At 47.2% G+C, this 18599-nt stretch carries 15 protein-coding genes; 1 reads left to right on the top strand and 14 read right to left on the bottom strand.

Going from position 1 to position 18599, the window contains the following annotated elements; translation table 11 throughout:
* Positions 1–124: 124 nt before the first annotated feature.
* From BLS15_RS23480 to BLS15_RS23430, 11 genes are all read right to left on the bottom strand, one after another.
* A complete protein-coding gene (locus tag BLS15_RS23480) occupies positions 125–928 on the bottom strand; it encodes an AAC(3) family N-acetyltransferase (protein WP_090513998.1) in 804 nt (267 codons plus the stop codon).
* Between the two features lie 29 nt (positions 929–957).
* Positions 958–1779, bottom strand: coding sequence for a GNAT family N-acetyltransferase (locus tag BLS15_RS23475; RefSeq protein ID WP_090513995.1), 822 nt, complete (start codon positions 1777–1779; stop codon positions 958–960).
* A gap of 189 nt (positions 1780–1968) precedes the next feature.
* Positions 1969–3447: an amidase family protein gene (locus BLS15_RS23470; protein WP_090513992.1), complete on the bottom strand. Its 1479-nt coding sequence runs from the start codon at positions 3445–3447 to the stop codon at positions 1969–1971.
* 91 nt (positions 3448–3538) lie between these two features.
* A complete protein-coding gene (locus BLS15_RS23465) occupies positions 3539–3718 on the bottom strand; it encodes a hypothetical protein (protein ID WP_090513989.1) in 180 nt (59 codons plus the stop codon).
* 89 nt (positions 3719–3807) lie between these two features.
* On the bottom strand, positions 3808–4491 hold the full coding sequence (locus BLS15_RS23460) for a carboxylesterase family protein (RefSeq protein ID WP_090513985.1): 684 nt from the start codon (positions 4489–4491) through the stop codon (positions 3808–3810).
* A 42-nt stretch (positions 4492–4533) separates the two neighbouring features.
* The gene (locus BLS15_RS23455) at positions 4534–5358 is read right to left on the bottom strand and encodes a GNAT family N-acetyltransferase (protein ID WP_090513982.1); all 825 of its coding nucleotides are present in this window, start codon (positions 5356–5358) and stop codon (positions 4534–4536) included.
* A gap of 41 nt (positions 5359–5399) precedes the next feature.
* A complete protein-coding gene (locus BLS15_RS23450) occupies positions 5400–5906 on the bottom strand; it encodes a GNAT family N-acetyltransferase (protein WP_028531559.1) in 507 nt (168 codons plus the stop codon).
* A 248-nt stretch (positions 5907–6154) separates the two neighbouring features.
* Positions 6155–6679 (bottom strand): GrpB family protein, encoded by a 525-nt coding sequence (locus BLS15_RS23445; RefSeq protein ID WP_021255125.1) that lies wholly within the window; start codon positions 6677–6679, stop codon positions 6155–6157.
* 634 nt (positions 6680–7313) lie between these two features.
* Positions 7314–10526 carry a cohesin domain-containing protein gene (locus tag BLS15_RS23440; RefSeq protein WP_090513979.1) on the bottom strand — a complete coding sequence of 1071 codons (3213 nt, stop codon included), beginning with the start codon at positions 10524–10526 and terminating at the stop codon, positions 7314–7316.
* Positions 10523–12067 (bottom strand): dockerin type I domain-containing protein, encoded by a 1545-nt coding sequence (locus BLS15_RS23435; RefSeq protein WP_090513976.1) that lies wholly within the window; start codon positions 12065–12067, stop codon positions 10523–10525. The genes BLS15_RS23440 and BLS15_RS23435 overlap by 4 nt, the downstream gene beginning before the upstream one ends.
* 16 nt (positions 12068–12083) lie before the next feature.
* Positions 12084–13733, bottom strand: a complete 1650-nt coding sequence (locus BLS15_RS23430) for an S-layer homology domain-containing protein (protein ID WP_090513974.1) — start codon at positions 13731–13733, stop codon at positions 12084–12086.
* Positions 13734–14338: 605 nt separating this feature from the next.
* On the opposite strand from BLS15_RS23430, the gene BLS15_RS23420 reads away from it, so the two are divergent.
* Positions 14339–15022: an MIP/aquaporin family protein gene (locus BLS15_RS23420; RefSeq protein WP_021255130.1), complete on the top strand. Its 684-nt coding sequence runs from the start codon at positions 14339–14341 to the stop codon at positions 15020–15022.
* A 176-nt stretch (positions 15023–15198) separates the two neighbouring features.
* Here the strand turns inward: BLS15_RS23420 and BLS15_RS23415 are convergent, their stop codons facing one another.
* The 3 genes from BLS15_RS23415 to BLS15_RS23405 all read right to left on the bottom strand — a co-directional run bounded on the left by BLS15_RS23415 (position 15199) and on the right by BLS15_RS23405 (position 18598).
* Entirely contained in the window at positions 15199–16035 is an 837-nt protein-coding gene (locus BLS15_RS23415; protein ID WP_021255131.1) for a phosphoenolpyruvate hydrolase family protein, read from the bottom strand.
* Positions 16032–17276, bottom strand: a complete 1245-nt coding sequence (locus BLS15_RS23410) for a Tm-1-like ATP-binding domain-containing protein (protein WP_021255132.1) — start codon at positions 17274–17276, stop codon at positions 16032–16034. Before BLS15_RS23410 ends, BLS15_RS23415 begins: the two co-directional genes overlap by 4 nt.
* 122 nt (positions 17277–17398) lie before the next feature.
* Positions 17399–18598, bottom strand: a complete 1200-nt coding sequence (locus BLS15_RS23405; protein ID WP_090514048.1) for a phosphoenolpyruvate hydrolase family protein — start codon at positions 18596–18598, stop codon at positions 17399–17401.
* Position 18599 lies beyond the last annotated feature (1 nt).

Raw genomic sequence — 18599 nt, 5'->3', positions numbered from 1 at the left:
CTTGACGATGAGAGATATCGCCATTCACATGATATTCAGCTTCCTTGCTGCTGTATCGTTCTATAGCTAGATTCATCTTGCGTCATTATCATCATCGATAGGTACAATGAGGTGCTGCGTGCGTTCAGCGTCGATTTCTCTCCATCCACTGAACAGCATAATCAACAAGCTCTCGGACAGGCATTAGCAATGCGTCTGCATTTGCTATTTTCCCGCTGCGCACATAACCAGTATCACGGGCAAAGTCAGCCCCCAGCTTCTCAAAGTCATCGGTATCGAAGTCTACATCTTGATAGGCTACCCATGATTTTACACCGTCTACAATCATAGGAGACTTCAACACCATCATCTGCTTGCTCGCATAGTCAGCACGATACTCAGCCAAATGGATAGTCGTATTATTGCTATGCCCAACGCCCAGCAGCAAGATCCAACCGTTTAGCTCGTACAGTTTCGCTATCGGAGTCTGTTCACCCAGACTGTAATCGAGACTGTGATTCGCAATGATCCGATCCTTGTTCGCTCCCCACGCAGCAAAGGAAACCTGAGGGTGATAGCTTCGCACAACCCCGCTCTGCTTACGGAAAAGCTCTGGAATAATCCCCATTTCCAAGCACGGTGTAAATGCAATATCAAATGCTGGCATTTGCTCCCGAATCTGTTCCCACCACGATTCCGGAACAGGAGGGCATTGCCATGTCGATGGATCTGATAAATCCACGGTATGCGTTGGCATGACCAGAGTTCCCTGCTCACTTAGCTGCTCTTCGAGCGCCAGTATGACAGCTGATGCGCCGCCCGCAACCCAGCTGCCTAATGATTTCATAGAGGAGTGCAGAATAAGGTTCATCCCCGACTGCACGCCCAGAGCCTCAAAATCTTTCGTTAATGTGTCAATCGTAAATAGTTCCCCGCTCATGACTTCCATTTCGAATCCCACCTTATTTGAGTTACTTTCTATTTGCTCGTCCATGTAGTTCGTACGTAACCCATCTTCATTCCTACCCGCTCCATATTACGATGGCTTGGTGATAGAAATGCGCACTGGCTAACGGCCAACCGGCAGCCACTCTTTGCTGCTTCTGCGATTCTATGTTTCAACAGCCGGTTCTGTAATCCGAGCCTACGATATTCCGGTAAGGTCGCCGCAAATGTCAAGGAGGCAATACTGTTGTGCATATGCATGACCCCTGCAGCGGCAGGCTGCTGATCAACATAAGCGACATAGAACTTCCAGCCCGGTCGATGATATAAAATTCGATTATTCATCGCGACATGCGGGATTCCGCTGTCCGGTAATCCAGTTCCCTTGCAATGAATCGTGGCATACATTTCGAAATCGTCTTCTTGCAGCTCAGCTACGCGAATGCGCTGATCATCCACCCACTTTTCTTCAAACGCCTTCGGCTCTATCTCGTAATACATGGATGTATGATGACCAGAGGGATACATGCCGCGCTCCGACAACCGCTTCAGAAATGGAGCGTCCACCATCCCGGGCACAATTTCGAACTGCGGCTTCCCTCCGTGATCCGTGAAGAACTTCATCATATCTTCGATTCGGTCTATATCCGCTCCTCTGCATCCTTTTATCGTGTTGAAGGACGGCCAAGGCATTCCAGCACTAAAGTAGCACGCAGCTTCCCCAATTTGTTCCAGTTCTACAGCCTCGGGATTGCCTGATTTCTGCTGAATCGCAAGCATGCGATCCCACATGTAATTGATTTCGGATTGTTCGATCTCATTGATTAGCTCTTCGGATGCAATGCCGCTTTCCATTTCCAATCCACCTCTAACTCTAGTAGGTATCGTAATACTATTCACACAGTTTCGAGACTGTAGAGCAGGATCAATATTCCAGCTATTTTGCTCATTATACATGGCGCATGGATACAATTCGTATCATTCTCTATCGCCTTCAATGAATAAATATACAACACCCTGTCCTCTACAGAAGGGATATCCCCATTATTTTTCTAACTGAGGAGCAACCCGATGCTTCGTCGCCTGCTCATAACCATAGGCCAGTCTCAGCAAAGTCGGTTCCGCATAAGCCCTTCCGACAAAGGTAACTCCTTGCGGCCCTTTCGTCGTATAGCCCCCAGGTGCTATAATCCCAGACTCGGCATATCCCGCCGGGATGGTGATGGATGGATACCCGGCTCGAGCAGCCAGATCAGCGCCATGCTCATTGCCTAGGAAGAACAGTGCATCCAATTCATGCTTACTCAAGACTTCGTCGATGCCTTTGCGAGCCATCTCCTGATTGCGATTGAGGCTAGCATGGTATTCTGGCTCCGTTAGCGTTCCACTTGTCTCTTCCGCCAGTAGGAGCACATTTTGACCGTATTTCAAGGCAATGTCTGCGTGCGCTTCATTGTACGCAATAACCTCTGCAAGAGAATGGACAGGCATCGTAATATCCAATCTACCTAGATAGTCATTCAGCGCTTTTTTGAATTCATATCGAAGTACATTGGAATCCCATTTCACATGCTCACAAGACAGCTCTACCGGATCAATGATGGTTGCACCCTTGCTTCTCAGCACCTCGATGGCAGACTCGATTATCGCTAGCCTCGCTTCATCCAAGTCCTGATAATAAAATCTTGGAATCCCTATTCGCGCCTGCCCGAAGAAGCTCTCATCTAAAAATGGTGTATAGTCGCGATATGATCGAGACTTACTCGTCTGCGTACATGCATCTGTCTCGTCGACCCCCGTTATCGCACCCAGCACTATGGCTGCATCTCTTACGGTTCGCCCCATCGGTCCAGCCGTATCCTGACTCATCGTAATCGGAATAATTCCGCTGCGGCTGACGAGACCTAATGTCGGCTTAATTCCCACGATACCATTTTGACTGGATGGAGAAATAATCGAACCTGACGTCTCCGTTCCAATTGCAGCAGCTGTTAAATTCGCCGCTACCGCAACAGCCGAACCCGAGCTCGACCCGCCAACAAATAATTCGCCTGGCCCGTATGGATTAAGCGTTAGCCCTCCTCGTGAACTGTAGCCCGCCCACATTGTGCTTGACATAAAATTTGCCCATTCGGTCATATTTGCCTTCCCAAGAATGATCGCGCCCGCCTCACGCAGACGTGCTGCTACGTAAGAATCTTCTGGTGCGATCCATTCCGCCAGTGCGATCGAACCTGCACTTGTGTGCAGCTTGTCCTGTGTATCGATATTATCCTTCAATACAATGGGGATGCCATGAAGCATCCCACGACATCCCCGTTCTTGCCGTTCCTTGTCAAGTTCACGTGCAATTGCAATCGCATCCGGATTTACTTCCAAAATGGAACGAAGCTCCGAATCAACCTTACGGATACGTTCCAAATAGACGTTAACCAGCTCTTCCGCGGTCAGTTCTCCCGCATTCATTGCCGCCTGCATACTTGATATATCTGCTTCGATAATCCATGTAGATAATGATTCCATGTTCGATTCAACAACCTTCTCTGTCGTGTAATTTTCTATATCTATCATTCTTGTTCTAACAATCTACTGTGTGAATAAATGATTCATTCATCTATGCAGAGCCTGCACTAATAAACTGAATGACTCCGATTCCGAATGTAACAAGGAAAATAACGATGACTGCAATGATTACATACTTGAACCCTCGAATAAACCTCTGATTTCTCTCAAGCTGCTTCTCTACCTCCGTTATGCGCTGTTCAAGGTCATGCAGATTTACTTCCTTTGACATGTCTTCGTTCCTCCTAATGAAGATAATCTATTGGAATAAACCGGATAGGCAGCCGGAAAAGATCATGGATGCTCGTTCATCGACATAACTTATTTCTCATTCGCTTCGCTTGATGAAGCAGGCTTGGAATGGCTTAGGAGCCATTGATATAACTCTGGATTTTGATAGGTTTCCGTCCATGCATCATGATTGGCATTCGGATAGATGGTTAACTTGGCATTGCCCCCTGCTGCGTTCGCCGCATCCACCATTTCGTTCGATTTTTCAGCAGGTATGATAGCATCTTTCGCACCATGGAATGCCCAGATTGGTGTATGCGTGAGCTGTACTGCCTGTTTTGGGTTTCCCCCGCCACAGATCGGCGCAATCGCTGCGAACTTATTGGGGTAATTTGCGGCCAAGAACCATGTTCCAACTCCCCCCATACTCAGACCAGTTACATAGATCTTTCTTTCATCAATACGATAGGTTTCGCATACGTCATCCAGCAAAGCAATAAGCGCATCGCGTTCGATTTCCCATAATGATTCTTCCGGGCATTGTGGAGAGACGATAACAAAAGGGAGTTTCTCTCCCTTCTCAGCCAACTTCGGCGGACCATGCCGCTTCACTAATTCGATGTCGTTCCCTCTCTCGCCAGCCCCATGCAGGAAGAGCAGCAATGGCCATTTCACCGCAGGTTCCTCTTCATACTTGTCAGGCAAATATAATAGATAATTTATCTGTACTTGCTTCGTAATCTCACGCTGCATTCGATGTGATAATTGCGTCATTCATCATCAGCCTCCTGGTTTACATAATAGAAAGTACGTTCCCTACTGCAGCTTATATTGATATCCCTTGTAGCTCATTTCTCTCTGGAACCCTATTCGCTCTGCAATTGCACTCGACGGCTTATTCGATGCTGTACAGTCCCAGCACATCGATTGTCCTTGGGAAAACAAATGCTCCGCATACGCACGAACTGCAATCTGCGCAAGCTTGCGTCCACGATATTGTTCTATCGTGTCAATTCCTAGCGCATGAATATGACGGTATCGGAATCCGGTCATGCACAAGCTTGCGACGGTCTCATTGTGCATCACACAAAAACCACCGCCTTCTTGTAGAAACTGCTCCGTAGATTCCCAGAAGTCCTGAACCCTTGATTCGAGAAAAGAATGATTCCGAATATTCTTATTTTGCAGCAGTTCCTCGGTAACTTGAACCACCGTATAATCACCGTCAGGCAATTGGATTGCATCTTGCTTGTAATCCGGCAACATTAGCGAATATACATAAGATGTCCATGAGGACAACTCTCGATCGGCAAATATGTGCTCAATCGCTTGATTCCAACTTGGATGAGTGCCGATGCATTCTGCCCACTCCAATCCTAATCCCAGCGCTTCTTCACGTAACACTTCATCCATATAGACTCTTATGTCCCTATTGAAGGATGCATTAGTAGCGTCACCAACAAATAAAAAACCGTCTAAATTGCCCTGCCACACCATTGCGGATCGCGGCGATTCCGGGTGATCGGCAAATATTCTGCCGGGGTTGTTGCCTGCAACGATTGCCTTCGGTTCCAGCATCGTAGTGCAATTCACTAAATCCGTACATGTATAAAATTGCTCGCGCTCAAGTTCAATTATCATATGTATGTATCCCCCTCTTTTCGTTTTTATTGATAGGGATGTTAACGAATTCTCTTCTCTAAGCAGTAAAACGGGACATCCGAATGTGGAAAAATAACCGTTCCTCTTATTTCATATTGTAAATGTTGATAGAACGATAAAGCCCTTTCATTTTTGGAATAGCAATCTAATCGGATGCTAGATAGAGAATGGTTGCCTGCATACCACTCTGCAAAGCCCATTAATTTCGTTGCTATCCCTAGTCCCTGCAATTCCGGATCAACCCCAAGGCGATAAACAACAAGACACTTCGCATCCTGACCAGACTGCCATTGAATCGTCTCATACTCGGTAGGCTGACTGCTGTGCAAGGTAATGACTCCACAAATCAAATCATCCTTAAAATAGGCATACATTGACCCACTGGCTATGCTTTGTTCTACCACTTCCACGTTGGGATAATGTTCATCCCATTGATCGATTCCTTGAGCAATCATATGTGCTGTGCACTGTGAGAAGAGCTTCATGATGTGTGGTAACTCCAACTTTTCAGCTAAACGAATGGTCACTACATATCCTACTCCCTATTGGTTTTATACGATATTTTACAAAGGAATAACCTTTTCTTCCCTACGCAACAATTCCTGTTTTTTGATTTTTCCTTTCTATTACACTCCCGCTCATTCTGCACAAATTCTTCCTTCGTTAAGCCAAATAGAATCACATCCATTTACCGTCCATCGATATACCTTCAATATACCGCTTAAAGTGGGAGATTGCTTGTGAAAGAACAATATAAATAAAACTTTACCCAACCTTAATCCAGATTCACATTTTCCCTACGCGCCATGTTAATGATGCCTTGTATGAAATCAGACTTCCCCGCTGTGTATTGAACGCGATCATGCGGAAATTGTACAGCTAAAGCATGCTTAAGCTGCATATACTGCTCCCTTGCATCCCGGCGCATCTGTAAATAATTGCGGAATCGGATATTGTCCTTCCAATTCTCCCCATTATACAGATAGACATGCAGATGTTCTGTGCCCGCTCTCCACTGTCCCCTGCGAAAAAACAATCGTTCAGGGAAATCTGGCTTATGCACATATTCATAACCAATCTCCAGCAATCGTTCGATGTGCTTCGCCTTCATATCTTCTAATTCCCGTACACCAAGCATCATATCAATGACTGGCTTGGCACTGAGCCCCGGCACCGACGTGCTTCCGATATGCTCAACCGCCAAACCTATGTCCGCGACGGCTTCCATTATCTTTTTTCGTTCTTCTTCATACCTTCTTATCCATTCAGGGTTATATGAATCAATAATGACCTGTTCCATATTGGCACCTCATCCTGTCAAAACTTCAAAAGCATTTTTTCGAACCAGCTTCCTGAAAGATCACACTCTACAGGGCAGATATTAGTGACAATCGCGTCAGATCAGTATCCTGTTAATGATTGCCCCCCTTCATAATTATAAATCCATATCCCACTTCGTTCCAATTGATCTATTAATTATTCGATGTTACCCAGATCTTTTGTCTATAAATATTATCCAACATAATTTTGAAAAATTTTGATTCGTATGTAACAGTGTATTCATTATGTTGCTAATCTGTGGAAAAAATAGAGTATTAGACTGGCAAGTTTACCGTGAATATTGGCCCCACTTCCCCAAGTCCTGTCGAGATTTCAGTTGGATACCTTAGTGCAGGATCTTATGTCCTTAAAGGGGAAGGTTCTTACGGTAGTCTTGGGATGGTTAGTTTGAATCAAGTCTATTAAAATAAAAGGGCCAAGCGTATGATTTCGTTCGTTTGGTCTTTTTATCTATCGCCCGCCCAAAACTAGTCGTAACAACGTACTATAAACATCTCATTGATGTACTCATAGATGAGACAGCGCCCCTTTTCCGGCATTCAACCGAAAGAAGGGGCGCCTTGTTGAGAAAGGGCTGCTCAGATGGCAGAACCCTAGTTCACGGACTCTAGCGATTTCAATACGACCAGTGCAATATCGCTGATATCAATGATTCCATCTCCGTTCAAGTCCATCATTCGGTTGCTGTCGTCAAGCTTCTTGCCCAATTGCTTGGCAATGAGCGCGATATCCTGAGCGTCTACTCTATGGTCTTTGTTGAAATCTTCTACATCGTAAGCGAATCGGATGCCAAGCTTCTCATCTTCCGAGAGCATATAAGACAGTTTGGTCACATCTCCATTTTTGTCGGTAAAGAACGACTGTTTGGTAAGCACCACTTCCGCCGGATCGCCAAATTGCTTCGCCTTTATGGTTATATGCGCAATATCCACGTTGCCGCCTAGTGCTCGATCTCCTAACTGAGTAGCAATGATGTTGACTTTGCCCTTCGCACCGTCTTGGTTCCAACCCAGATAAGCGGTAGATGTGGAACCGAACCCGTCTGCCATCCGAACATCCACCACTTCGAACAGGGCGGGGTCAAATGCCAATGCTGCCTGCACCGCATACAGGTCGGTAACGTCCTTGGCCTGCAAGATCACATCAAACGTATCTCCGACGGACACTTCGCCCACAGCCTTCAATTGCAGCCCGCCCGGAGACTGTCCTTCAAAGGTCACTTGGTCATAATATCCGACCATCATGTTCCACGCTGAAGAATATAGGGATATTCGTGCGAAAACCGCTTGTTCTGGAGCAGTGCCGGTCGCTGAAATGTCGATCCATTCTTTTTGTGGCATGCCTTTAATTATCGTGCCTGCTACCGTACTGATCCGGGCACCGGATTTATCATAGAAATATAAAACGATGCCGGAGTCATCCGTTCTCAAGCCTTCAATCAGTCCCTGCTCGATATAGAGTTTCGCCGAAGCCGTATATTCGCCGCCGCGGACGACTGGAATCGGATCGCTAAGATAGCTGCCGATTCCTTTATTGCTTTGTGACTTGTCAATAATCTTCAAGCTTTGCCCTTGTTCTCCACAAAAGCTCTGTTCCTGCGAAAGGCTATACTCAACTTCCGTTCCTGCTTCCGCGCTGCTCCAGCCTGGGATGGTTCCATCCGCATTTAGCGGTTCCCCGAAACAGCCGTTCCTCACAACCGTCTTTACGCTGTCAGATTCGGAAATCGGGATCATCATTAATTTCGTTTTATCCGTGTAATAGATTTGTTCATGTCCGTCCGCGTCCTTAGCAAGTGTCATGAAGCTCATCTCAAAGTTGCTTGGAGTTAACGAACGATACTCCATCGTGGCCGGATCCACAACCGTCATCCTGTTCGCCAGACTGATATACAGAAGACCATCCTCACCCCAGCGGGAATAATACGGACGCCACATTCCGTAATCCTTCACATCGGGATATATGTTTTTTTGCTTAACGACCGAAAGATCGTCCGGATTCAATGCAAAAAGTATGCCGTCAACGCCGCCCCACAGCAAACCGTCCGGTCCAATAGTAAGCCCGCTGATCATCCGATGATTGCCAAGCCCAGTCAACGATGTAAGCTGTGTATGCATCGTTATTTCCTTTTTCGCGATATCCCAAACAAACACTTCCGGGTTATTCGCAGGCATCGTTGTGTTTAATCCTCCAGATTTGGTAGTTGAACCATAAATTTTACCGTCCTTATAGGCAAGACCTACAATGCTGTGATCCTGGATGATATTGCGATACACCTGCTTTTCCCCGCTTGCCAAATCGTAAATCGTTAATGCTCCGCCCAATTGCCCATAGTCCGGAATCGTACCGATCAGCAACTTTCCGTCCGCATACTCCATCTTATAGGGTCTATCTTGACCTGATCCAACCTGGAACAGCTGCTTGGGCTCGCTCATTTTGCCATTGGAAATATCCGTCTCATAAATGTACCCGCCAGGATATATCCCGTAATATACCTTATTTCCGGCAGATACGATCCCTTCCGCTTGTCCGATCAAGAAGTTGGATGATTCACGGGTTACCGGATCAAACGCACCTCCGACCCCGCCGGGATAAGCGGTCATATACAGGCGTCCATCCGTTCCCCGCTCCATATTATGAATCGGAATCGGTCCGCCTTTGGCGGCAACGCCCGGCAGATCTTTGCGCAGTCCTTTCTTCACGTCCAGCGCCGATAATTTGCCGTTGGCCTGGATCGTCACGATCGTGCGGTCAGGGGTTAGCTCAGGATCCCCCATATCGATCCATGCCGCCCCACGTAAGGAAGTAGCAAAGCTAATTCCCGTATTTCTCGTCGCAAGCGTCGACAAATCAACCTCCAAGATGCCTCCGTGGGCTGGCACATAAGCCTTGCCTTCCGCGACAGGGATCTGGTTATAGCTCATCACTCCCTTACCGTTTACTGGATCAACACCTATATATTTATCTTCCCACTTCTGTTCCTGCAGATTGTAGTAGACCATCATTAAACCTGCTTCTCCACTTGCTTTGACAAACAGATATTTATCCACTACGGCCATATCATAGGCAAATTCCAGTTTTTCATGTTCTACACCAAGAATGCCCGGTACTGCGTCGGAGATGACTTCCGAAGCTCCCGTCTTCACGTTCACTTTCACGACTTCGAATGGAAGCGCCATGCCGGCATAAAGGTAACCATCAACGTAAGCCATGGAGCGTATATAGTTGTGGTTAGCAAGTAAACTCCCGTAATCCTTTAATTCTTTGGTCTTCGGATTATATCGGAACAGCTTGCCATGATCATAGGTGCCGATATAGACATTTCCTTCTGGATCGGTTGTCATGGACCATACTGATTTCTCGCCCCCGATGACCTTCAGCTTCTGAACGGACTTGGTAGCCGGCGAGTAGCTCCACAGCTCCCCCGTACCTGATGCGGTATTGGTGCCAATATAAACGGTACCGTCGGGAGCAATGACATGTCTCCACGATTGGGCGACTCCTTCAAGCTCAAAAGTACGGATTAGCGCGTTATTTTTGACATCTATCACGTTAAATACGGCAGGAGTGGTTGATGCTGTTGTGTACAGCACATCCCTTCCATTTTCTTTTCCCATCACGCCATCGTTGATCGATACGGTACGGATCGGATAACCGAGATTTATGGGCGTTCCAAACTTTAATTTCGACAATTTACTCTCCTTCTCCGAGGCTGCCTGCGCCCCCATCGGCAATAGCGTACTTAGCCCCAGTGCCAAGATAAGCGCCATAGTAATTGAACGGGTTCTCATACCGCGTGGTATCATAGAGCATGTCCTCCTTCATCCAAATTCAGCAGCTTCGACAGGATCGCGTTGGTCAGCGCCTCGACATCCGCATGATCAATTCTGCCGTCATTGTTGATATCATATTTCCAGTTGTCCCCCGTCGCCATTTGCCCGACCATTTTGGCTACAGCCATCACATCAAACAGATCAATCATCCCGTCGCCGTTCACATCCAGAGTTGCTCTTCGGATCTGGGTGCTGGCTCGTTCATCAGATGTACCGATATAAATCTTGTTGTTCTGGATACCTTCTGAATCCTGTACCCCGGAGCCCGTAAGAAGCGTAACATCAACACGATCTGGCTCACCCAAAACTTTAAAGGTGACATTTATGATCTGTTTATCATCGCTGACGCTAGAACCCGCTGTTTTGGATACCTCGAATTTCAGAACCCCCGCTTCATGACTCCAATTCAGCTTTGCTTCCCCACCTGTATGAAAATCACTTGCGACGGCTGCATACACAACCTCCAGCACCGTCGGATCATAACGCAAGCTGCCAAATGCCTTCTGCACGTCCTGACCTCGGCTCAGCATAATTTTGGCTTCAAGCTGCTGGCTGCCTGAAATGCCTGTAGGCATTTGCAGATGCAAGGTTCCTGGCGCTTTCTCTTCTTGCGGTGAGGTTAAAGTGAAGTCATCATAAAAAGCACCTGACTCCGCAGTAAAGTAGTTAGAAATAGAAGCTGCTAATCTCGCATTTACGGCATTGGAAGGAGCAATACCCGTTACCGTAACCCGCGTCCACGACCCGACGGTTCGTAAATGAACGATGTTCTCGCCATCCTTATCCGTATTGACCTGTTTCCCGGCTGCATCATAGAAACGAAGCACCAGGCTCGCTCCGGGCGCATTTCCTGCATTCGGGGCAATATACATCATGGCCGACCCGTTATACGTATAGCCCGGCGTTACATGGCGCGGATCGCTCTGCACATAAATCGGCAGTGTATTCGATTTATCTACCAGCTTCAGGCTGGAAGTGCCGTAATACCGCATATCCTGCGTTATTTCATGGGAAGTTCCTTCATTCGGAGCAAAAAACATACTCCAGCCCGGGATGGTTCCATCCGCATTCAATGTCTCTTCAAACCCGTTATTGAAGAGTGGTTTCACTTCATGAATTTCTTGAGAAGCCAGTTCGCCCGCCCCTACAGGTTCAAGCATCGGATCCTTTTCTTCTCCTTCTGGGATCAAGGAGTCATCCACCGGATCTTCCTGCGGTTGTTTAACCTTACCGTCCGCCGGATCACCATCTTTGCCATCGGATGGCACATCAACTGAACCATCGCCAGGCTCACCATTATCCATGCCAGATCCGTCAGTCGGCCCACCATCAGCGGGTTCACCAATCGGCTGATCGACTGGATCACCGCCCTGTCCGGCAAATATCGCATCTTTACTTGCCCCAGAAGCCTCGGCGGTTCCGGGAACAAGCATTAACGGCTGCAAGGTGATTAGAAAAGCCAACACGGCAATTCTCCCCATTTTCCAAGCATTTTTCAATCCGGAGTTCAACATAACCGACTCCCCTCCCTTATTTCGCATGCTGATGCATTTTCCAAATCAACACGGCCGTATCGGCACGATTTGAAGACTGCTTCGGCATAAATAGGTTCTGCCCTGTACCTGAAATGATCTTCATTTCTTTTGCTTTATTTACCGACGATTTGGCCCAAGAACTAATTGCATTTTGATCAGCAAACGCATTGCCTGAAGCCTGCTCATTGCCGGCCTGAACCTGACCGAGGATTTGTAATGCATTCATCATCATGACGACCATCTGCTCACGGGTCACCGGTTCATTCGGCTTGAATGTGCCATCGTCGTAACCTTTTGTTATTTGAAGCTGGTGCATTATTTCCACGTCTTCGTAATACCACTCGCCTTTCCTAACATCCGAATATGCAGCTTCTTCTGTACGATCCGTTATAAGCCGATCCAAAGACAGCGCTTTCACGATCATGGAAGAAAGCTCAGCGCGGTTCACTGCTTTGCTAGGCGAAAATAACGTCTCCGATGTCCCTTGCACAATATGCTTCGCAGTCAGAACCTCAATTGCATATCGAGCTTCCGGATAAATGCCGGAGATATCTTCATACGACTTGGTATATTCCATCACACGGTATGTCCCAGCCTGCTTTACAACCAGCCCGAATTTACTAGCCTGCTCTTGATGGAGGGCTTCCCTGATATATTCCCAAGCAGCCGTAGCCGTGTTATAACGATAAACGCCCAGTTTATTGACATCACGTCCGCCCAGCGTATATTCCAACAATGCATTGAGCTCGATTTTATTGATTTCCGCAGTATTCATCTTCCATTGAGACAGAGATAATTTTATGTCCTCCAACAGTGTTTTTCGCTTGCTCAGATCCTCTGGGGCAATCACATAGGTATCCACGCCCTCTTTATTCATAGAAATGGAAGATAATTTCTCCAGGATGGATAATGCAGCTTTCTGCATCATCTCCTTGTCCGCTGAAGCCGGTTCCGATTTCAACCCGTTCAGTAAGGTTTGCAGCATTTCCGCAGCACGTACCGGATCCTTTTCCTTCAATATGGCATCCATATTCCAAACCGGCTCCTTGCTTGAACCCGTCTGTCCGCTCGTGGTGCCCGATCCTGAACCTGACCCCGATCCCGGAGGCGGATCTCGGTCATCCTTCTTCGAAATTGTAAATGTTATTGCTTCACCTACACCAGATGTAAGCACTTTCAAATCTTTGTATCCTTGCTCATTAACAACTCTTTCGCTGCTTACGGCTTTCACATGCTGAATCTCGACAGCGGCCTGTTTTCCCTGCAGCGCCTTAAACGTAATTTCTGCTAGGCGAACAGATGCCTGCGGAATTCCTTGCAGCTGTTTTCTCATCACGGGGATATAAAGCTTCCCTTCATTGGCATCATCCTTGTAAGCGCCAAACGTATCATACCCGTCACCGGCCTTTACCTCCAGTACCTGCAAAGCCTTGAGGTCGTACGTTAGCGAAACCTCGACACCAAATAGATCATTGAAATTTTCACCGCTCACTTGCAACTTGAACGTGTCACCAACATGTACGCTACTTGAAGGTTTACTGAGAGCAACCCGTGATCCCTCAGCCGCCTTGGTGTCCATGCTACCAAAGTTGAAAGACGTCAATATGAGCAGCATCAAGCAAAGCGCAAACATCATTTTTTTCATTCTGATCTCTCCTTTCGAATCAAACTTTTGGGTTAGATACGGATTTAACTAACAGGGATCACCTCCTTCGGTCATGTCCTTTATTCTGTATAAAGTGAACCCATGATTGTTCAGATGAATTTTTCAACATGAATTGCCATGGGTAAATGAAAACCCGCTTCATCATCTTATAGTCGACAGTAGCGGGTTTTCTTCGTTGTATATGGAAATGCAGTTCTAACTGAATCTCCTTTTGTAGTCGTGCATGTTTCATAATATTGCTTGAGTGAAATTGAAGTTTTGACGCTTTCATTTTCAAGGAACTTTTCTCCTATTTCGCTACCTACCAATTGGAATTCTTACCCACCCCTCGATCTGATATAAATTTCTCCATCAGCCTACGTTTTCCTCTTTTATTCGCGTTATATCTTCAAAGGTAAGACAAATTCCCTTTTTCTGAATCGGATTCAACATATTTTTGCTGTAATGACGCATAGTCTTAACAGAGAAAGGACATTTTTAATGACTTTTCAGAAAATATTGGATGTTTCTTTATGGTTTTCAAAGGTGTATATGGTATTTGTCATTGACAATAACAATTCGTAAGTATTACAAGGAGGAACTACATGCACTCACCAATCAAAAAATATCTTTCCGAACTTATCGGTACATTTGTACTCGTTCTGTTCGGTTGCGGAAGCGCAGCAACTGCAGGAGCACAGCTCGGAAATCTCGGCATCGCCTTTGCCTTCGGCTTGTCGATCATTGCGCTGGCCTATGTAATCGGGCCAATCAGCGGATGTCACGTCAACCCAGCTGTCTCACTTGCCATGCTGTTCAATAAAAAAATGTCTGTTACAGACTTCATCGGGTATGTTGTCGCTCAAACAATCGGGGCTGTGGCAGGCGCTGGATTGCTGTATGCAATCATTGATTCCACGGGCACTGCGGTAACGAACCTTGGCCAGAACGGATTCGGGGCTGGTTACGGCATCGGCATTACACCAATGATGGCATTCGTTGTCGAAATCGTATTGACGTTCGTGTTCATTTACGCCATTCTTGGTGTAACTTCGGATGAAAGCAAGGGAAGTGTAGCCGGAATCGTGATCGGTCTTACACTTGCGTTCGTTCACATTCTTGGTATTGGATTGACAGGAACATCCGTTAACCCTGCCCGCAGCTTCGGGCCTGCTGTACTGCTCGGCGGCGAAGCATGGTCCCAACTGTGGGTGTTCGTAACAGCACCATTCGTTGGCGCTATTCTAGCGGTCATTGCATTCCGCGTATTGGGAAGCCGCAAAGCCTAAGATAGACACCAACACATAACAAAGGGGCTTGCTGCATAAGCGCAGCAAGCCCCTTTGTATATGCAAATTGCACATGTGCTGTATATTCAAATTCAAACATCTTCATGCGAAAATGAGATCTGCAAACCACAACGAACGATGCATGAGAGCGCTCACTCCCCCGCTATGCTTATGTTCTATTGCTGCTTCAACTTCACATTCTTGAATGCTTCGGCTTGCTGTCTGATTCCAACTTCTGCAGCAAAACGCTCGATACTCGACGCCCCGAAGAATCCATCGATGCCTGTTGTATGTTCGAAGATATATTGCGCATCCTCCGGATCAGCGATCGGGCCTCCATGGCAGATAACGAGTATATCTGGATTAACCGATCGACCTGCGTCGGCAATTGCCTGCACTCTCTTCGCGCAATCATCAAGCGTCAATGCTGTCTTCGCTCCGATAGTACCCTTCGTAGTCAGACCCATATGCGCAACCAGAATGTCAGCCCCGGCCTTCGCCATCTTAATCGCCTGTTCTTCATCGAATACGTATGGCGTCGTCAGCATGCCGAGCTCATGTGCTTGGCGAATCATATCTACCTCTAGGTCATAGCCCATGCCTGTTTCCTCTAAGTTCGCTCTAAATACCCCGTCAATCAGTCCAACTGTCGGGAAGTTCTGCACACCCGCGAAGCCCTGTTCCTTCAATTGCTTCAGGAACACTTCCATGATGCGAAACGGATCCGTCCCGCACACACCCGCAAGTACCGGCGTATTCTTCACGACAGGCAGCACCTCAGCGCCCATGTCGACTACGATTTGGTTAGCATCGCCATAAGGGAGCAGTCCTGCAAGTGAGCCGCGTCCCGCCATTCTATATCTGCCTGAGTTATAAATGATGATTAAGTCAACGCCGCCCGCTTCTCCACTCTTCGCGGAAATCCCCGTACCGGCCCCAGCTCCGAGTATCATTTCACCATTGGCAACTTGTTGCTTCAATTTATTGATGATATCTTGGCGTGATTGTTTCATTGTACTTCCTCCTTGATGTAAGTTTCGCTGCTGCTGTGCTTCATCAGCTCAATGAGCTTCTGAGCTGCTGCGATTGCGAACTGTTCGTCATTGATGTCTGCATTCATTTCGATAAGCTCTACAGCTTCCTTATTGATCCGCGTACGAAGTGTATCGAATAAAGCCTTATCCTCTTCCGTCCCGTAGAATGGCTGTCCTTCTACATCCAGTGCGGATACCCCCTTCAACGGCAGCATCAGCACTGTCGGTGAAGTTGCTTGATTCAGCTTATCGGCAATGATCTTACCGAGCTCTATATTCTCTTCAACCGTGGTTCGCATCAGCGTTACGGTCGGATTATGCTTATAGAAATTACGATTTTGGAACTGCTCCGGTACGGAATCGAATGGCCCGAAGTTCACCATATCCAGCGCTCCCGTCGATACGACCTGAGGCACTTGAGCCCGCACTGCGGCCTCCAGCCGATGCGGCCCAGCATTCAGCACACCCCCGACCAGTTCGTCGCACCATTCTGTTGTTGTCAAATCCAGAACACCATCGAAATAGTGGGATTCAATCAAGCGTTCCATCGTCTTCCCACCTGCACCTGTCGCATGGAAGACAACAACCTCATATCCATGCTTCTCCAAGTACTCTCTTGCATGATTGACGCAAGGGGTTGTCACACCGAACATCGTGGCTGCAATTAGCGGCTTCTTCTCTACCGTCACCGCTACTTCTTCCTTCACCATACCAGCAATCGCAAGTGCGGCATTCGTAAAGATGCGTGTCGAGATCGAGTTCAAGCCCGACACATCGACGATCGATGGATACATCATAATATCGCTTGTGCCTACGTATTGCGCTACGTTGCCAGAAGCAACCGTCGATACCATGATCTTCGGCACCCCAATTGGCAACGCTCTCATTCCTGGCGTTACAATAGAAGTACCACCGGAACCGCCGAAGGAGAGGATGCCATCGAACTTCCCTTCCGAATACAACCTTGGAATCAGCTTCTCCATTCCTTGGGCCAACACTTCGGTTGCTAAGGCGCGATCCTTCCTGGAGGCAATTTCATAAATATCCGCCTGCACCTCTCTAGCCACTTCCTCGTTCGATACATCGGGAACGAACATCGGATCAAATACTCCACTATGAATCGTAAGCGTATTCAATCCAAGCCCTTCTAGAATTTCCTTTACATACAAAAACTCTTCTCCTTTGGAATCGAACGTACCGACTATCGCCACTGTTTTCAATATAACAACCTCCTTATGAAGTGGAAGTATATGAAGTACTGATCTATATGAACTACCTAAGCCGGCTTACAATTCAAGTATAGGGCGATTCCGATTCTGATTCATGTATATTTGTACGATGTTCATGTGTTTTTGTATTGTCGTTGATATTCTCTTGGAGATAATCCCGTTGTCTTTTTGAACATTTTGCTGAAGTGCGCATAATCATTATAGCCAACCAAGCCGGATAGCTCCGACAAATCTAAATGACGCTGCTTCATCAACTCGATCGACTTATTGATTCGGAATCTAGTCAAGTATTCTGGAAATGTACAACCCACCTCTTGCTTGAATAAATAACTCAGATGGGTTCTCGACAGATGTGCAACCTGAGCCAGCTCTGCAAACGAAATATCATGCATGTAGTTCGCCTCAACGTATTCCTTCACGAACTGCACATAATCGTAATGCTTCGTCACGCCTTCGAGCATTTTGTGAAGCAGCTTGTCTTGCTCCGTTACCCCAACTTCCTTGAAATCAATCGCAGTCTTCGTGATCGCCGCTTCTGAAGGAATTCGCTCAATTGATGAGCCGCCCAAGTACCCGACTGCGCTCGTATTGTCATACATATATTTCACATCAGCCGGCGTATTGACTGGACCGCCATAGATCATCTTGATCACATTCGGATTGATTTTATCGCTCACTTGGAAAATCTGCGCCGCCAAGTCTGCGGCTGCCTTCAAAGAGAGCACCTTCGCCGCACCTAATACTCCGCCCTTCGTAAATCCTAAGTGAGCACAGATTACATCTGCACCGGCTGCTGCCATCAGGTGCGCCTGTTCCCGGTTGAACACGAACGCAATCGTGAACATGCCCATCCCGCTTGCGATACGGATCGCTTCCACTTCCGACTCGAAGCTGATACCCGCTTCTTCTAGCGCCTCGCCGAATTGTCCACCAATCAGTCCAACGGTAGGGTAATTGTTGATTCCCGAGAATCCTTTATTCTGAATTTCTTGAATGTACGCCTCCAACTGAATTGTCGGATCTGTTGCGCATAACCCGAACATCACCGGTACCTCTCTGACGAGCGGTACAATTTCCTTCGAGCCAAATTCCATGACGAGCTCATTGCAGTTCCCAAATGGGAGCAGTCCCCCTAGAGAGCTTAAGCCCATCTGTCTGAAGCGCCCCGAATTCAATGCCAAAATGAAATCGGCGCCGCCCTTTACCGCATATTTAGCCGAAATCCCTGCACCGGCTGCTACGCCAATAATGTGCCCGTTCGATTTCAATTGGGCATGCAATCTATTTCGAATCGTTTCACGATCAAAGTACACG

It is taken from the genome of Paenibacillus sp. cl6col (genome assembly GCF_900102125.1).
Lineage (GTDB): Bacteria > Bacillota > Bacilli > Paenibacillales > Paenibacillaceae > Paenibacillus_B > Paenibacillus_B suaedae.
This window is presented reverse-complemented; position numbering and strand designations above follow the sequence as displayed.